This is a genomic window from Pseudomonas sp. R2-60-08W, assembly GCF_003852335.1.
Taxonomy (GTDB): Bacteria; Pseudomonadota; Gammaproteobacteria; order Pseudomonadales; family Pseudomonadaceae; genus Aquipseudomonas.
Window position 1 is genome coordinate 5538265 of sequence record NZ_CP027731.1, and the last position, 17634, is coordinate 5555898.

The following is a 17634-nucleotide window of genomic DNA, read 5'->3' on the forward strand; positions in this document are numbered from 1 at the left end:
CGCCCGGTGCAGGCGAACCTTGAATAGTTTGAGCCTTACTTGCCCGTCTTGACCTTGGTCCAGCTACGGGTCATTAAACGCTGCACGTTCGGGGGTAGCTCGACGTTGACGAATGTCCGGTCGAGAACCGCCTGCGGTGGGTAAACCGCTGCGTCGGTGCGTATCGATTGCTCCATCAGAGTGTCCGCCCCGGGGTTAGGGTTGGCATAACCGACGTAGTCACTGACCTGAGCGATCACCTCAGGTTGCAGCAAATAGTTGATGAAGGCGTGAGCCTCTTTGACGTTGGCGGCGTCCTTGGGGATCGCCAGCACGTCAAACCACAGGTTGCCGCCTTCCTTGGGAATCGCGTAGGCGATGTTCACGCCTTTGCCTGCCTCGCTTGCGCGGGCCTTGGCCTGGAACACATCACCAGAGAAACCGGCTGCCACGCAGATATTGCCGTTGGCCAGGTCCGAGATGTATTTGGAGGAATGGAAGTAGGTCACGTAGGGCCGTACCTTGAGCAGTTTTTCCTCGGCCTTCCTGTAGTCGGCCGGGTTGGTACTGTTAGGGTCCAGGCCCATGTAGTTGAGCACGGCCGGCAGCATTTCATCCGCCGAGTCCATGAACGAAACGCCGCAGGTGGCGAGCTTCTTCATGTTTTCCGGCTCGAACAGCACGGCCCAGGAATCGATCTTGTCGACGCCCAGCACCTCCTTCACTTTGTCGACGTTGTAACCGATGCCGTTGGTGCCCCACAGGTACGGCACGGCGTAGCCATTGCCCGGATCATTTTTCTCAAGACGCTTGAGCAATGCCGGGTCAAGGTTGGCGTAATTGGTCAGCAGGGACTTATCCAGCTTCTGGAACGCCCCGGCCTTGATCTGCTTGCCCAGGAAGTGGTTGGACGGCACCACCACGTCGTAACCGGTACGCCCGGCGAGCAGCTTGCCTTCCAGGGTTTCGTTGGAATCGAACACGTCATAGACGGGCTTGATGCCGGTGGCCTTTTCGAAGTTGGCCAATGTGTCGGGGCCGATGTAGTCCGACCAGTTATAAACATGCACGGTCGGTGCGGCCTGCACGCTGACAGCCAGCGTGATACCTGCACCCACCAGCAAGGCTTTGCGAAATAAAGAAATTGGCAAGTGGAGGTCCTCTTAAATAGTTGGCCCTAGAGTTGTTGCCCGGCAACAAAACCGGCGCGCAACTTACCCTCGATAAACCGATCCGGCAAAACTTTCTTTGATCTAATTTGTGGGAGGGGGCTTGCCCCCGATGGCGGTGTGTCAGCTTGCACAGGTGTTTCTGATACAACGCCATCGGGGGCAAGCCCCCTCCCACAGGTTTTGAGGCTTATTTACCGGATTTGATCTTGGTCCAGCTGCGCGTCATTTCACGCTGGGTCGCAGCCGGCAGGTCCGCAATCGCGTAGAGCTTGGCCTGCACTTCTGCCGACGGGTAGATGCCCGGGTCGCTGGTGATGTCTTTGTCGACCAGCGCGGTGGCCTTCTCGTTGCCGTTCGGGAAGCGCACGCTGTTGGTGATCGACGCCATGACTTCCGGCTTGAGCAGGTAGTTCATGAATGCATAGGCGGCGTCGACGTTTTCAGCATCTTTCGGGATGGCGACCATGTCGAAGAAGCTGCCGGCGCCTTCTTTCGGAATGTCGTAGGCCACTTTGACTTTGCCACCAGCTTCAGCCGCACGGGACTTGGCCTGCTGGATGTCACCCGAGTAACCCACGGCGACGCAGATGTTGCCGTTGGCCAGGTCCGAGATGTACTTGGACGAGTGGAAGTAGCCAATCGACGGGCGGATTTTCAGGAACAGGTCTTCGGCTTGCTTGAGGTCGGCCTTCTTCTGGGTGTCGGTCGGCAGGCCCAGGTAATGCAGCGCGATCGGCAGCATTTCGGTCGGCGAGTCGAGGAAGCTCACGCCGCAGCTTTTCAGCTTGGCGATGTTTTCCGGCTTCATCAGCACGTCCCACGACTCGATCTTGTCCACGCCCAGCGCGGCCTTGACCTTCTCCGGGTTGTAGCCGATACCAATTGAGCCCCACATGTACGGGAAGGCGTGCTTGTTGTCCGGGTCGCTGACCGACACGGCTTTAAGCAGGGATTTGTTCAGGTTGCTGTAGTTGGGCAACTTGGACGTGTCCAGCTCCTGGTAGACACCGGCCTTGATCTGCTTGGCGAGGAAGTTGTTCGAGGGTACGACGATATCGTAGCCGGACTTGCCTGCCAGCAACTTGGCTTCCAGGGTCTCGTTGCTGTCGAACACGTCGTACACCACCTTGATGCCCGACTCTTTTTCAAAGTTGGCGACGGTGTCCGGTGCAATGTAGTCGGACCAGTTGTAGACGTGCAGCACTTTATTGTCCGCCTGGGCCGCGCTCGCCATTGCGCCCATCAGGGACAAGGCGAGGAGGGTCTTGCCAGCGTTCTTCAAACCTAATGCCTTCATTGGGTGATGCTCCGATTTTTCTTTTTGGGGCCGCAAGTTGTAGGTGTTTCGGGCCCAGCCAAAGGGCAACAAAACAGGACGACAGTCTGGCAAGTTCGGGGGCCCGCTTTCAACAGGCCCCCACATTTATCTACACAGTCGCAGCACCCGAAAGCCGCTGCGCACTGAGCCTAGCACTTAGCCCTGCAATGCCGCCAAAGTCAGGTCCAGGCACTGGCGGGCCTTGGTCACCAGTTCGTCGATTTCGGCCTGGCTGATCACCAGCGGCGGCGAAATGATCATGGTGTCGCCCACGGCGCGCATGATCAGGCCATTTTCGAAGCAGAACGTGCGGCAGATCATGCCCGCGCCCTTCCCTTCGTAACGCTTGCGCGTGGCCTTGTCCTGCACCAGCTCGATCGCTCCGAGCATGCCCACGCCGCGCACTTCACCCACCAGTGGATGGTCCGCCAGCTCCCTCAGACGTTTCTGCAAATACGGTGCCGTTTCGTCGTGTACACGGTTAACGATTTTTTCATCGCGCAGGATGCGGATGTTTTCCAGGGCCACCGCCGCCGCCACCGGGTGCCCGGAGTAGGTGAAACCGTGGTTGAAATCGCCGCCTTCGTTGAGCACGGCCACCACATCGTCGTGCACGATCAGGCCGCCCATGGGCACGTAGCCCGAGGTCAGGCCTTTGGCGATGGTCATCATGTGGGGCTTGAGGTCGTAGAAATCGCTGCCGAACCACTCGCCGGTACGGCCGAAACCGCAGATCACTTCGTCGGCGACAAACAGGATGTCGTACTTGGCGAGGATTTCCTTGATGCGCGGCCAGTAGCTGTCGGGCGGCACGATCACGCCACCGGCGCCCTGGATCGGCTCGGCAATAAACGCACCGACCGTGTCCACGCCCAGCTCCAGGATCTTCTCTTCCAACTGGTTGGCGGCCCAGACCCCGAATTCGTCAGGGCTCATGTCGCCGCCTTCGCCAAACCAGTACGGTTGGGCGATGTGGGTGATGCCCGGGATCGGCAAGTCGCCCTGTTCATGCATGTAGGTCATGCCGCCCAGGCTGGCGCCGGCCACCGTGGAGCCGTGGTAGCCATTCTTGCGGCTGATGATGGTTTTCTTGTTGGGCTGGCCTTTGATCGCCCAGTAGTGGCGGACCATGCGCAACATGGTGTCGTTGCCTTCGGAGCCGGAACCAGTGAAGAACACGTGGTTCATGCCCTCGGGTGCGACTTCGGAAATGACTTTGGCCAGCTCGAGTACCGGCGGGTGAGCGGTCTGGAAGAACAGGTTGTAGTACGGCAGTTCTTTCATCTGCTTGGCGGCGGCGTCAGCCAGTTCATCGCGACCGTAGCCGATCGCCACGCACCACAGGCCGGCCATGCCGTCGAGGATCTTGTTGCCTTCGCTGTCCCACAGGTAAACGCCGTGGGCTTTGGTGATGATCCTTGGGCCTTTCTCTTTCAATTGCTTGAAGTCGCTGAACGGCGCCAGGTGGTGATCATTGCTCAAGGCTTGCCATTCACGGGTTTGCGGGTTGTTGCTGGACATACCGATCTCCTAGACATTTCAGGTGAGGGCGCGCTGTTCCAGCAGCGCGCCCGGCGCATCAGACGGCAAAGAGCAGGAATTCCCGCTCCCACGAACTGATCACGCGCTTGAAGTTTTCATGCTCGGCCCGCTTGACCGCGACGTAGCCGGTGATGAACTTCTGACCCAGGTATTTCTCGATGGTCTTGCTGTTTTCCATGCGTTCCAGCGCGTCTTCGATGGTCAACGGCAGGCGCAGGTTGCGTCGCTCGTAGCCACGCCCCACCACGGGTGCGCTCGGGTTATGGCCTTCGACCATGCCGATGTAGCCACACAGCAAGCTGGCGGCAATCGCCAGGTACGGGTTGGCATCGGCGCCCGGCAAGCGGTTTTCCACGCGGCGGTTCTGCGGGCCGGCATCCGGTACGCGCAGGCCCACGGTGCGGTTTTCTTCGCCCCACTCCACGTTCACCGGCGCCGAGGTGTCGGGCAGGAAGCGGCGGAACGAGTTCACGTTGGGGGCGAATAAAGGCAGCAATTCGGGGATGAATTTCTGCAGGCCGCCGATGTGATTGAGGAACAGTTGGCTCATGGTCCCGTCTTCATTGGAGAAGACGTTCTTGCCGGTGGCGATCTCGATAATGCTCTGGTGCAGGTGCATCGCGCTGCCGGGCTCGCCGGTCATCGGCTTGGCCATGAAGGTGGCGGCCACGTTGTGCTTGAGCGCCGCTTCACGCATGGTGCGCTTGAACACCAGGATCTGGTCGGCCAGGGACAGCGCATCGCCGTGGCGGAAGTTGATTTCCATCTGCGCGGTGCCGTCTTCGTGGATCAGCGTGTCGAGGTCCAGTTCCTGCAGCTCGCACCAGTCGTAGACGTCTTCGAACAGTGGGTCGAATTCGTTGGCGGCTTCTATAGAGAAGGACTGGCGGCCCGTCTCCGGGCGACCGGAGCGGCCAATGGGCGGTTGCAGCGGGAAGTCCGGGTCTTCGCAGCGCTTGGTCAGGTAGAACTCCATCTCCGGCGCCACGATGGGCTGCCAGCCGCGGTCGGCGTAGAGCTTGAGGACCTTCTTGAGCACGTTGCGCGGCGACAGCTCGATCGGGTTGCCTTGCTTGTCGTAGGTGTCGTGGATCACCTGGGCGGTCGGCTCGATGGCCCACGGCACCAGGAACACCGCGTTCTGGTCGGGGCGGCAGATCATGTCGATGTCGGCCGGGTCGAGCAATTCGTAATAGATGTCGTCTTCGACATAGTCGCCGGTCACGGTCTGCAGCAGAACGCTCTCGGGCAGGCGCATGCCTTTTTCGGCGATGAACTTGTTGGTCGGCGAGATCTTGCCCCGGGTGATGCCGGTGAGGTCGCCAATCATGCATTCGACTTCTGTGATCTTGTGGTCTTTCAACCAATCGGTGAGCTGGTCGAGGTTGTTACTCATAAATGCCTCTGGGCTGGGTTTCCTGGCATCCATTAAAAGGCCAGGCGTTGGTTGACGCAGCATCCGCGTCGTTTTGTTCACTCAGGGTAGGAGCTTACCTGCCATTTGCTGCAGCGTTGCATTCCTCACGCCAAACTTGTGCAGAATCATGAGCAGCACTCTGCATTGGCGCTGCCGGGCGGCACCGTTGAGACAAACGAAGGGAAAAAGAGAGGGTCGGCCCAAGCGTCAAGAATATTGGCCGGTGCGCAGGGATACACGCTGCAGGAATAAACGGAACACACAGCCTGGCTGAAGCAGGCCAAGACGCCAGTTGGCGGCAGGCGAGACATGAAGCACCCCGGTATTATTGCTGTTATGGGTTTGAATCGAGCTTAGCCTTGTTCATTTTTTTACACAACACCCCCGTAAAAAATACAACACGGCCCGCTCAAGCCTGCAGGTCCCAAGTCCCTCAAACCCAAAAAAACGCCCCAAAAAGCCCCAAAAAAGGCGCCCTGGCGCTTTTTCAGGGCAAAAAAGGCCTCGCTTGACTTCGGCATGCCGTTCGGGTTGACTGAAACCAGAAAAGATCAATGATTGATATTTTTAACAACAAAGGTGTTGCATCATGTCGGTACCCCCGCGTGCCGTTCAGCTTAACGAAGCGAACGCGTTCCTTAAGGATCATCCTGAGGTTCTGTACGTAGACCTTCTAATTGCGGATATGAATGGTGTGGTGCGCGGTAAGCGCATCGAACGCACCAGCCTCCACAAGGTTTACGAGAAGGGCATTAACCTGCCTGCCTCTTTATTTGCCCTGGATATCAACGGCTCTACGGTGGAAAGCACCGGCCTGGGCCTGGACATCGGTGATGCTGACCGAATCTGTTATCCAATCCCCGACACCCTGTGCAATGAGCCCTGGCAAAAGCGCCCCACCGCGCAACTGCTGATGACCATGCACGAACTGGAAGGCGAACCCTTCTTCGCCGATCCGCGCGAAGTGCTGCGCCAAGTCGTGAGCAAGTTCGACGACATGGGCCTGACCATCTGCGCCGCCTTCGAGCTTGAGTTCTACCTGATCGACCAGGAGAACGTGAACGGCCGGCCACAACCGCCTCGCTCGCCGATTTCCGGCAAACGCCCGCACTCGACACAGGTCTACCTGATCGACGACCTCGACGAATACGTCGACTGCCTCCAGGACATTCTGGAAGGTGCCAAAGAGCAAGGCATCCCGGCCGACGCCATCGTCAAGGAAAGTGCCCCGGCGCAGTTCGAAGTGAACCTGCACCACGTCGCCGACCCGATCAAGGCATGCGACTACGCGGTACTGCTCAAGCGCCTGATCAAGAACATCGCTTACGACCATGAGATGGACACCACCTTCATGGCCAAGCCTTACCCAGGCCAGGCAGGCAACGGTTTGCACGTACACATCTCCATTCTGGACAAGGACGGCAAGAACATCTTTGCCAGCGAGGATCCCGAGCAGAACGCCGCATTGCGTCACGCGATCGGCGGTGTGCTCGAGACCCTGCCCGCCCAAATGGCGTTCCTGTGCCCCAACGTCAACTCCTACCGTCGTTTCGGCGCACAGTTCTACGTGCCGAACTCGCCGTGCTGGGGCCTGGACAACCGCACCGTGGCGATTCGCGTACCGACCGGCACTGCCGACTCCGTGCGTATCGAACACCGCGTGGCGGGCGCCGACGCCAACCCTTACCTGCTGATGGCTTCGGTCCTGGCGGGCGTGCACCACGGTCTGACCAACAAGATCGAACCGGGCGCTCCCGTGGAAGGCAACAGCTACGAGCAGAACGAACAAAGCCTGCCGAACAACCTGCGCGATGCCCTGCGCGAGTTGGATGACAGCGAGGTGATGGCCAAGTACATCGATCCTAAATACATCGATATCTTTGTCGCCTGTAAGGAAAGTGAGCTGGAAGAGTTCGAACACTCCATCTCCGACCTTGAGTACAACTGGTATCTGCATACCGTTTAAACAGCGGCTGCAGAAAAAGAGCGCCGCAGAGCTTATGGCCTGCGGCGTTTTTTATGGGTTTCTTCTGAGGGACCGCGTTGGCAGCATCGGGAGCAAGCCCCCTCCCACATTTGACTGCATTCCAAAGTTGGAACTCGGTCAAGTGTGGGAGGGGGCTTGCCCCGGTACAAACCGGGGACATCGTTTACATTTCTAACCGGGGACATGGTTTACAGGTTAATACGCATGATCAGGAGGTAACTGATCATGCCCTGGAACCAAGAGTCTCCGATGAATCAACGAATCAGACTGGTCGCTGACTGGCTTTCTGGTAATTACACCAAAAGCCAGCTGGCGCGCCGCTTTAACGTAAGTCGGCCTACCGTCGACAAATGGATCGGCCGGCACAATGGCGATTTAAAGTCGTTAGCCGAACTGTCCCGACGCCCTCACAACAGCCCCAATAAAACCGACGATGAAATCCTGGCCCGTGTGGTGGCGATGAAGGAGGCGCACGATAAATGGGGTCCGAAGAAGCTTCTCGAGCTATTGCGACTTGAAGATCCCTCCATCGCCTGGCCTTCCCCAAGTACAGCAGGCCAATGGCTTGATCGACTTGGGCTCGTCCAAAAGCGGCGCTTCAAGCGCAGACACGGTACTTCCCCTGTAGTAATGCGCGAGGCCAACGAACCTAACCAGACGTGGTGCGCCGACTACAAAGGGCAATTCAAAATGCATAACGCGCAGATGTGCTTCCCTTTGACCATCACAGACCACGCTTCCCGGATGATTTTGGCGTGCAGGGCTCATTCAAAGATCAAGACTGAACCTGTTGAACAAGCCTTTGAGAGACTGTTTCAGGAGTACGGCATGCCCGAAGTTATTCGGTCGGACAACGGTGTTCCGTTTGCCTCTCCTGGCCTGGCAAGAATATCCACGCTGGCAGTTTGGTGGATACGTCTGGGCATCTATCCGGAGCGCACCATGCCAGGAAGACCGGCCCAAAATGGTCGCCATGAGCGGATGCACCGTAGCTTGAAACTGGAGCTGCCCTTAGGAGAAAACCTAATCGAGCAGCAGCTTTTGCTAGAGCACTTCAGGCATGAGTTCAATTACGTGCGCCCTCATGAAGCGCTCAGTATGAAGCGTCCAGGGGACGTGTATGTGCCGTCTACCCGGATTTACCCAGGATGCTTGCCGGATGTGGAGTATCCGTCCGAAATGAAGGTTCGAAGCGTCAGACAGGACGGGTCGATCAAGTGGAACGGCAAGTTGGTATTTATCAGCGAGGCGCTGTCAGGGGAGCAGATAGGGCTTAAAGAGGCTGAGGATGATGTTTGGGATTTGTACTTGTGTGATTATCCCCTGGGAAGGCTTGGGCGAGGTATGACCCGCGTCCAAGCCTCAAATGTGTAAACGATGTCCCCGGTTTCAGATGTAAACGATGTCTACGGTTCTACACCCCGATGGCGCTCTGGCAGACAACACACCTTCCTGCTCATACAATGCCCGCTGCCCTGTAGGAGACTTCCATGCCCCCCGCCCCGCCGCCCCTCGCAAACCCCGCGCCCGCAGCCAGGCCCGGATCGACGCGATCCTGGACGCCGCCCGCGCCTTGCTGGCGGCCGAAGGCGTGGCCGGCCTGTCGATCTACAGCGTGGCCGAACGGGCGCAAATCCCGCCCTCGTCGGTGTACCACTTTTTCGCCAGCGTGCCGGCGTTACTGGAGGCATTGACGGCGGATGTGCACGCAGCCTTCCGCGCGGCCATCCAGGCGCCCATCGAACATGACTCGCTCACGACCTGGCGCGACCTGTCCTGCATCGTCGAGCAGCGCATGCTCACCGTCTACAGCAATGATGCCGCAGCCCGCCAGTTGATCCTGGCCCAGCATGGCTTGACCGAAGTCACCCAGGCGGATCGTCAGCATGACCTGGAATTGGGCGATCTGATGCTCGACGTGTTTAATCGCCACTTCGACGTGCCGACACTACCCAGCGATGTGGATGTGTTTGCCCTGGCATTGGAGCTCAGTGACCGCGTGTATGCGCGTTCGGTGCACCAGCATGGGCAGATCACGCCGCGCATGGCGGAGGAAGGGATGCGGGTGTTTGATGCGTATGTGGGGCTTTATTTGCCGGTGTATTTGCCCAAGCGGTGAGTCTTCTAATGATCGTTCCCACGCTCTGCGTGGGAATGCATCCCGTGACGCTCCGCGTCACTTTTATGCAGCGGGACGCGGAGCGTCCCAGGCGGGATTCCCACGCAGAGCGTGGGAACGATCAAGCAATTACAGTTTGGCAATCGACACCTCAGTCGACTTAACAAAGGCAATCACTTCACTGCCAATCACCAACTCCAACTCCTTGACCGAGCGAGTGGTGATCACCGAGGTGACGATGCCAGACGCCGTCTGCACATCGATTTCCGACAACACGTCGCCCACCACGATTTCCTTGATGGTGCCTTTGAACTGGTTACGCACGTTGATGGCTTTGATAGTCATACGATTTCTCCTCGAGTGGAAATTAGCTGCAAGTCGCGAGCTACAAGCTGCAAGTAAAAGCACCGGGCTCCTTCTTGCAGCTTGAAGCTAAAAGCTTGCCGCTGCTTTATTGCGCCCAACGCAATTGCGTCGGCAGCGGTGAAACAGGTTCGGGTTCCGGCGGTGAGCCGGGCAGCGACAGCACGCGGTTGAGCACTTCGGCTTCCAGCGCAGCCAGGCGATGTGAGCCACGGGCGCGGGGACGGGGCAGGTCCACCATCAGGTCCAGGCCGATTTCGCCGTCTTCGATCAGGATGACCCGGTCGGCAATCGCCACGGCTTCACTGACGTCATGGGTGACCAGCAGCACGGTAAAGCCATGTTTCTGCCACAGGTTTTCGATCAGTTGCTGCATCTCGATACGTGTCAGGGCATCCAGCGCGCCCAGCGGTTCGTCAAGCAGCAACAGGCGCGGCTGGTGAATCAGGGCCCGCGCCAACGCGACGCGCTGCTTCTGGCCACCAGACAAGGCCGCCGGCCACTCCTCGGCGCGCTCGGCCAGGCCTACCGCCTCCAGCGCTTGCAACGCCTTGGGACGCCAGTTGCCCGTAAGGCCCAGGCCGACGTTGTCGATGATCTTTTTCCACGGCAGCAAGCGCGCTTCCTGGAACATCAGCCGCGTGTCTTCGATTGCCTCATGCAGCGGCGCAGAACCCGCCAGCAGCTCGCCGCCACTGGCTTTGTCCAGCCCCGCCAGCAGACGCAGCAAGGTACTTTTGCCACAGCCGCTGCGGCCGACCACCGCCACGAATTGGCCGGCTGGGATATGCAGGTCGATGTCCTTGAGCACTTCACGCGCGCCAAAGGATTTGCGCAATTTGCGCACCGCCAGGGGGATGCCTTTGAGCAGGCGCGGGGGTTGTTGAGCCGTCATGCCGCACCTCCCTTATTCACTTGATACGCCGGGTGCCAGCGCAGCCACACCCGTTCCAGGCCTCGCGCCGCCAGGTCGGCCAGCTTGCCGAGGATCGCGTACATGACGATGGCCAGCACCACCACGTCGGTCTGCAGGAACTCGCGGGCGTTCATCGCCAGGTAACCGATGCCGGAACTGGCCGAGATGGTTTCCGCCACGATCAGCGTCAACCACATAAAGCCCAGGGCAAAGCGCACGCCCACCAGGATCGACGGCAACGCGCCCGGCAGAATCACTTGCCAGAACAGGCTGAAGCCGGACAAGCCGTAGCTGCGCGACATTTCCACCAGCGCCGGGTCGACGTTGCGGATGCCGTGGTAAGTGTTCAGGTAGATCGGGAACAACGTGCCCAGGGCCACCAGGAAAATCTTCGCAGTCTCGTCAATCCCGAACCACAGGATCACCAAGGGAATCAGCGCCAGGTGTGGCACGTTGCGGATCATCTGCACCGAGCTGTCCAGCAGACGCTCGCCCCACTTCGACAGGCCGGTGATAAAGCCCAGGGCCAAACCGATGCTGCCACCGATCACAAAGCCCAGGCCCGCGCGCCAGCCGCTGATCGCCAGGTGCGTCCAGATTTCGCCGCTGCGGACCAGGTTGATGCCAGCCTCGATGACCGCACTGGGCGCCGGCAGAATGCGCGTCGACAACCAACCTGCCGTCACCGACAACTGCCACACCGCCAGCAATAGAATCGGCAGCACCCAGGGCGCTACGCGATGGCTGAATTTTTCCAGGTTCATAGCGCCCCCTCAGCTCTGCGACGCAGCTTTGGGAAGGATGTCGTTGGCCACCATCTCGCCGAACGGGCTGACGTAGCCGGCACTTTTCGGCAGTTCGGGACGTTCGATATCCAGGTGCGGGAACAGCAGTTCTGCGACCCGATACGACTCTTCCAGGTGGGGATAACCGGAGAAGATAAAGGTGTCGATGCCCAGGTCTGCGTATTCCTTGACCCGTGCCGCAACCGTTGGGCCATCGCCCACCAGCGCAGTGCCCGCGCCGCCGCGCACCAGGCCGACCCCGGCCCACAGGTTGGGGCTGACTTCCAGGTTGTCGCGACTGCCGCCATGCAAGGCCGCCATGCGCTGCTGGCCCACCGAATCGAAGCGCGCCAGGGACGCTTGGGCGCGGGCGATGGTTTCGTCGTCCAAATGGGAGATCAGTTTATCGGCGGCTTTCCAGGCCTCCTCGTTGGTTTCACGCACGATCACATGCAAGCGAATGCCGAAGCGCAGAGTGCGCCCAAGCTTGGCGGCCTTGGCCCGTACTTGTTCGATTTTTTCCGCCACCGCTGCCGGGGGTTCGCCCCAGGTCAGCACCATTTCCACCTGTTCGGCTGCCAGGTCCTGGGCCGCTTCGGACGAACCGCCGAAATACAGCGGCGGGCGCGGCTGCTGGATTGGCGGGTAGAGCAACTTGGCGCCTTTGACGCTGATGTGCTCGCCGTCGTAATCAACGGTCTCGCCTTCCAGCACGCGACGCCAGATGCGCGTGAATTCCACCGACGCCTGGTAGCGCTCTTCGTGACTGAGGAACAAGCCGTCGCCGGCCAGTTCTTCCGGGTCACCACCGGTCACCAGGTTGAACAGCGCACGGCCACCGGACAGGCGGTCCAGGGTCGCCGCCTGGCGCGCGGCCACGGTCGGGGAAATGATCCCGGGGCGCAGCGCAACCAGAAATTTCAAACGCTGGGTCACCGGAATCAGCGAGGCGGCCACCAGCCACGAGTCTTCGCAAGAGCGCCCGGTGGGGATCAACACCCCACCGAAGCCCAGGCGGTCAGCGGCCTGGGCCACTTGTTGCAAATAACCGTGATCGACGGCGCGAGCACCTTCGGCGGTGCCAAGGTAATGACCGTCGCCGTGGGTAGGCAGGAACCAGAAAATATTGAGGCTCATGGAGTTGTCTCCTGAAGAAGTCGGATTACGGCGCTTTGGCAACCGAGGCGGGTGGGGTCCAGATCACGTCCTTGATGCTCAAGGGCTTGGGAATCAATTTGAGCTGGTAGAAGCTGTCGGCGATTTTCTGCTGCGCCGCGACCACTTCGGGCGTCAGGAACAGTGCCCCGTAACCCTGGCGCTTCACCGAGGTCAGGGTGATATCAGCGGGCAGGCCGAGCAGCGGCGCGACCTGGTCCGTCACTTCCTGCGGGTTGGCCTTGGACCATTCGCCCACGGCGCGCACTTCTTCCACCAGCGCCTTGATCACTTCAGGGTGCTGTTCGGCGTAGGGCTTGGTCGCCAGGTAAAACTGGTGGTTGTCAGCAATGCCGGTGCCGTCGCGCAGGGTGCGCGCTTGCAGTTGCTTCTCGGCGGCGGCCTGGTACGGGTCCCAGATTACCCAGGCGTCTACACTGCCGCGTTCGAAGGCGGCGCGGGCATCGGCGGGCGGCAGGAACACGGTTTTCACGTCGGTGTAGGCAAGGCCGGCGTCTTCCAGCGCACGAACCAGCAGGTAGTGCACGTTGGAGCCTTTGTTCAGCACGATCTTCTTGCCCTTGAGCTCGGCCACCGTTTTGATCGTCGAATCCTTGGGCACCAGGATTGCTTCACTGGTCGGCGCGGGCGGCTCGTAGGCCACGTAAAGCAGATCCGCACCGGCGGCCTGGGCGAACACGGGTGGGGTTTCGCCGGTGACGCCAAAGTCGATGGAGCCGACGTTCAGGCCCTCGAGTAATTGCGGGCCACCGGGGAATTCGGTCCATTGCACCTGCACGCCCTGGGCAGCCAGGCGTTTTTCCAGGGTGCCCTTGGCCTTGAGCAGCACCAGCGTGCCGTATTTCTGGTAACCGATGCGCAGAGTTTCTGCGGCGTGGGCTTGAACGATGGCGCCGAAGGACACAGCCGCAGCAAACAGTGCGACCAGACCGCGACGCAAAATGACAGTGCGCATGGCGCTCTCCAAATAGGCGATTAGGGTATTGGTGGCACCTGCTTGGCCGTTGGCGGCTGAGTAAGGTGAGTGTTTCCAGATGTCGGGTAAGGCTTAAATGCTCCAGCGAGCACTCAACAAGCGTTCATTCAGTACATGCGGGTCCAACGGTTTCGGGCGGCGGGCCATGGCGCTGTAGAACTGCTCCAGGGCTTCGTGCAAGCGCTGCTCGAGCACGGGCACCAATTGCGCCTGGGCACTGCCTTCGCCGTAGGCGATCTGGCTGTCTTCGGCAAAGATCCCATGCAGCAATTCCTGCGCTTTGAGCGCCGACAACACGGGTTTAAGGGCGTAATCCACCGCCAGCATGTGCGCGATGCTGCCACCGGTGGCCATTGGCAAGACCACCTTGTGGGCCAGGGCGCGCTCAGGCAGCAGGTCGAGTACGGTCTTCAAGGCACCGGAGAACGAGGCCTTGTACACCGGCGTGGCGATCACCAAACCATCGGCATTCGCCACTTGCTGCAACAGGTCGATGACCTTGGGGCTGTCGAACCGTGCGTGCAGCAGGTCTTCGGCCGGAAAGTCGCGGATCTGGTAACTCACCACTTCCACGCCCTGGTCCTGCAGCCATTGACGGGTTTTCTCCAGTAAGACCCCGGAGCGGGAACGCTGACTGGGACTGCCTCCAAGTGTTACGACCAGCATGCAAGTATTCCTTGAGCAAGTGTCGGCGGTTCGCTGTGTGGCGATGGCGCCAAGATGGGACAGACCTTAGCAGTAGATTTATATATCTTTAAATCTTATTTATTCATTTGTTTATTCCATAAAAACATATGAGATAAACAGATCGCCAGGCGAAAAAAAAGGCCGTCGAAACGGCCTGAAAAACCCCTGCTTGTGTGCTTGAAATGTGCTCAACATGTGGGAGGGGGCTTGCCCCCGATTACGGTGTGTCAGTTACCAAATTTTTACCTGATCCACCGCTATCGGGGGCAAGCCCCCTCCCACATGGGTCCTGTGTTAACGATTGGGTTGTGGCGTCAGGCGCAGGTATGGCTTCACTGCACGGTAGCCCTTGGGAAAGCGTTTTTTGATCTCTTCCTCGTCCTTGAGCGACGGCACGATCACCACCTCATCACCGTCCTGCCAGTTGGCCGGGGTGGCGACCTTATGGTTGTCGGTCAGCTGCAGCGAGTCGATCACCCGCAGGATTTCGTGGAAGTTACGACCGGTGCTGGCCGGGTAGGTAATGGTCAGGCGGATTTTCTTGTTCGGGTCGATCACGAACAGGGAGCGCACGGTGAGGGTGTCACTGGCGTTGGGATGGATCAGGTCGTAGAGGTCCGAGACTTTGCGGTCGGCATCGGCCAGGATCGGGAAATTGACGACGGTGTTCTGGGTTTCGTTGATGTCTTCGATCCATTTGTGGTGCGAGTCCACCGGGTCAACCGACAAGGCAATGGCCTTGACGCCTCGCTGGGCGAACTCATCCTTGAGTTTGGCGGTGAAGCCCAGTTCGGTGGTGCACACCGGAGTAAAGTCCGCCGGGTGGGAGAACAGCACACCCCAGCTATCACCCAGCCATTCGTGGAAACGAATCTTGCCGGCGCTGGAATCCTGTTCGAAGTCGGGGGCGATGTCGCCCAGTCTTAGGCTCATGGTGGGGCTCCTGATGAGTGCTTATGGAGCTCACTGTGCAGGGTTTGGGAAGATTTTAAAAAGAATAAATATCGATTTATCTAGACGATAAAGGAATATAAAAATCTGTTCATTGGACTTCGGAGCGGACGAGGATCAACATCGTTTTCAAGGTTCGAGAAGGCCTTGAGACGCTGTACCAAGAGGGATTTCAGGAAGGGCTTGCGGGGGTTGAGCCCGACTTGAAAGCAACACACCTTGCCCGGCATTGCGCCGGGCAAGGCTTTACAGTCTTACAACAGCGGGATCGAGTAGCTGACGATCAAGCGGTTTTCGTCCTGGTTACGCGCGTTGGCGATATCGCTGCGCCACATAGCGTTTTTCCACGCCACGCCGACGTTTTTCAGCGGACCTTCCGGTACGACGTAGGCAACAGTGATGTCACGTTCCCACTCGGACTGGCCGGTGAACTCGGCACGGTTGCTGGCAACGGTGTCGATATGGTCGCCTTTGAGGTAAACCACACCAGCGGTCAGGCCAGGTACGCCAACCTTGGCGAAGTCATAGGAGTAGCGAGCTTGCCAGGTACGCTCGCCGGCACGGGCGAACTTCTGGATCTGCATGTCGGTAGTGATGTAGGCCGACGAGCCGTCACCCTGGTTCAGCCAAGGGAAGTCGCTGCTGCCGTTGCTGACCTGGTAACCACCACCGAAGGTGTGACCGGCAACCGAATACAGGAACAGGCCGCTGTACAGGTTGTTGTCGACTTTCCCACGACCAGAGTTGACGCCACCATAGTTGCCTGTAGAAAAGTAGGCGGACTGGTTGCCGTTGTTACCGTCGTCGGAGCTGTTGAAATAACGCAGGTCAGACTTCAACACGCCCGGACCGATGGCCCAGTTATGGGTCAGGCCCAGGAAGTGCTGCTTGTAGAAATCTTCCAGGTTGCCGTAGTAGTACTGGGCGGTCAGATCCTTGGTGATCTTGTAGTCGCCACCGGCGTAGTAGAACTTGTTGCTCGAACGCCAGTTCACGCCACGGCTGTTAGCACCGGAGATGGACAGGCTTTCGTTGTTGCTGGAGTTACGGCCCTTGGCTTTTTCGATCTGGCCGGCGACCAGGGTCAGGTCCTTGATGTCGCTGGAGGTGATCTGGCCACCCTGGAAAGTCTGCGGCAGCAGACGACCATCGTTGGTCACGATGACCGGCAGCTTGGGCTGCAAGGTACCCAGCTTCAATTCAGTCTGGGAAATCTTGGCTTTGGCAGTCAGGCCCAGGCTTGAGTAGTTATCAACAGCTTCGCCATTGGACTTGCTCGGGAAGATGGTGCCGCCATAGGACGTGGCAGTCGCGCCGTTGGTACCGCCGCCGGAATCCAGGCGAACACCCAACAGGCCGATAGCGTCAAGACCGAAGCCAACGGTGCCTTGGGTATAACCGGAGATGAAACGCAGATCGAAGCCTTGGCCCCATTCTTCGTTCTTGCTCGGGTTGGCCGTGCCTTCGCGGTTATCGGTGTTGATATAGAAGTTACGCAGACCCAGTGTGGCCTTGCTGTCTTCGATGAAACCGGCAGCGCCTGCTTGCTGGGCGATGGCGCCCAACGCTACAGCCACAGCCAAGGTGGACTTCTTCATGTACCGCTCCTCTCATTTCTAATTTTTGTATTTCTTTGGTCTCGGGTCTGACGCCCTCGATCCACAGATGCGCGATTAGCGCCAGATAGTGACCACCAAGTCAATCCTAACCTTGCACGCCTACTACCTTCGTCTAACCGCAGTTGATTTGGTCCCTGCAGGGTAATGAGTTTTTCATACACCCAAAAAGAATTGTTTCATTCTTTTTCATACCATTCAGGAATAAGCGCATTCACCCACCGGGCTGGTCAGGCTAGACCGACCATCCCATAAGCTAATTCCTAAAGGGTATTTATCAGCACTTTTTTAGATCGCTTAGTGTTGACGCTCTGCTGCATACGTCACCCACGATCAAAAAGGCGACGCCATCATGGCCAAAGGCACATCCTCCCGTCAATTTGTTACAGTTTTTGTATCGGGATTACTTTCTTTTGGTGTCAATGCGGCTGTCGGCTAGCGACGGCGTTTTTATCGTATCGGCACAAATGAAGGCTTCTGAAGCCTTGGCAAAGTTTTTGAAGGCGCAGGGCTCAAATGTGGGAGGGGGCTTGCTCCCGATTGCGGTCTGTCAGCGACTTATCAGTTAACTGACCCACTGCTATCGGGGGCAAGCCCCCTCCTACATTTGGTTAGGTAGTGTTGCTGGAT

At 58.8% G+C, this 17634-nt stretch carries 15 protein-coding genes; 3 read left to right on the top strand and 12 right to left on the bottom strand.

Annotation, left to right across the window (positions count from 1 at the left end; genetic code table 11):
- Positions 1–35: 35 nt before the first annotated feature.
- The 4 genes from C4J90_RS25420 to C4J90_RS25435 form a co-directional block, all read right to left on the bottom strand.
- Complete coding sequence (locus tag C4J90_RS25420; RefSeq protein WP_124415861.1) at positions 36–1130, bottom strand: polyamine ABC transporter substrate-binding protein; 1095 nt, start codon at positions 1128–1130, stop codon at positions 36–38.
- A gap of 208 nt (positions 1131–1338) precedes the next feature.
- A complete protein-coding gene (locus C4J90_RS25425) occupies positions 1339–2433 on the bottom strand; it encodes a polyamine ABC transporter substrate-binding protein (protein WP_124416070.1) in 1095 nt (364 codons plus the stop codon).
- Between the two features lie 192 nt (positions 2434–2625).
- Positions 2626–3990, bottom strand: a complete 1365-nt coding sequence (locus C4J90_RS25430) for an aspartate aminotransferase family protein (protein WP_124421083.1) — start codon at positions 3988–3990, stop codon at positions 2626–2628.
- Between the two features lie 58 nt (positions 3991–4048).
- A complete protein-coding gene (locus C4J90_RS25435) occupies positions 4049–5407 on the bottom strand; it encodes a glutamine synthetase family protein (protein WP_124364870.1) in 1359 nt (452 codons plus the stop codon).
- Between the two features lie 610 nt (positions 5408–6017).
- Between C4J90_RS25435 and C4J90_RS25440 the strand changes: the two genes are divergently transcribed.
- The 3 genes from C4J90_RS25440 to C4J90_RS25450 all read left to right on the top strand — a co-directional run bounded on the left by C4J90_RS25440 (position 6018) and on the right by C4J90_RS25450 (position 9534).
- Entirely contained in the window at positions 6018–7394 is a 1377-nt protein-coding gene (locus C4J90_RS25440) for a glutamine synthetase family protein (RefSeq protein WP_124364871.1), read from the top strand.
- Between the two features lie 246 nt (positions 7395–7640).
- Positions 7641–8789 carry a DDE-type integrase/transposase/recombinase gene (locus C4J90_RS25445; protein ID WP_124419880.1) on the top strand — a complete coding sequence of 383 codons (1149 nt, stop codon included), beginning with the start codon at positions 7641–7643 and terminating at the stop codon, positions 8787–8789.
- 28 nt (positions 8790–8817) lie between these two features.
- On the top strand, positions 8818–9534 hold the full coding sequence (locus tag C4J90_RS25450) for a TetR/AcrR family transcriptional regulator (protein WP_256658896.1): 717 nt from the start codon (positions 8818–8820) through the stop codon (positions 9532–9534).
- Positions 9535–9663: 129 nt separating this feature from the next.
- Here C4J90_RS25450 and C4J90_RS25455 read toward each other — a convergent pair whose 3' ends face one another.
- The 8 genes from C4J90_RS25455 to C4J90_RS25490 all read right to left on the bottom strand — a co-directional run bounded on the left by C4J90_RS25455 (position 9664) and on the right by C4J90_RS25490 (position 16986).
- Positions 9664–9879 (bottom strand): molybdopterin-binding protein, encoded by a 216-nt coding sequence (locus C4J90_RS25455; RefSeq protein ID WP_003176783.1) that lies wholly within the window; start codon positions 9877–9879, stop codon positions 9664–9666.
- A gap of 106 nt (positions 9880–9985) precedes the next feature.
- Complete coding sequence (gene ssuB / locus C4J90_RS25460) at positions 9986–10792, bottom strand: aliphatic sulfonates ABC transporter ATP-binding protein (protein ID WP_124364873.1); 807 nt, start codon at positions 10790–10792, stop codon at positions 9986–9988.
- Positions 10789–11577 carry an aliphatic sulfonate ABC transporter permease SsuC gene (gene ssuC, locus C4J90_RS25465; protein ID WP_124364874.1) on the bottom strand — a complete coding sequence of 263 codons (789 nt, stop codon included), beginning with the start codon at positions 11575–11577 and terminating at the stop codon, positions 10789–10791. Before ssuC ends, ssuB begins: the two co-directional genes overlap by 4 nt.
- Before the next feature lie 9 nt (positions 11578–11586).
- Positions 11587–12735 carry an FMNH2-dependent alkanesulfonate monooxygenase gene (gene ssuD, locus C4J90_RS25470; RefSeq protein WP_124364875.1) on the bottom strand — a complete coding sequence of 383 codons (1149 nt, stop codon included), beginning with the start codon at positions 12733–12735 and terminating at the stop codon, positions 11587–11589.
- 25 nt (positions 12736–12760) lie between these two features.
- On the bottom strand, positions 12761–13729 hold the full coding sequence (locus C4J90_RS25475) for a sulfonate ABC transporter substrate-binding protein (protein WP_124364876.1): 969 nt from the start codon (positions 13727–13729) through the stop codon (positions 12761–12763).
- Between the two features lie 93 nt (positions 13730–13822).
- On the bottom strand, positions 13823–14416 hold the full coding sequence (gene ssuE / locus C4J90_RS25480; RefSeq protein WP_124364877.1) for an NADPH-dependent FMN reductase: 594 nt from the start codon (positions 14414–14416) through the stop codon (positions 13823–13825).
- A gap of 315 nt (positions 14417–14731) precedes the next feature.
- Positions 14732–15370, bottom strand: coding sequence for a peroxiredoxin (locus C4J90_RS25485; protein WP_015886425.1), 639 nt, complete (start codon positions 15368–15370; stop codon positions 14732–14734).
- 272 nt (positions 15371–15642) lie between these two features.
- Positions 15643–16986, bottom strand: coding sequence for an OprD family porin (locus C4J90_RS25490; RefSeq protein WP_065934171.1), 1344 nt, complete (start codon positions 16984–16986; stop codon positions 15643–15645).
- Positions 16987–17634 lie beyond the last annotated feature (648 nt).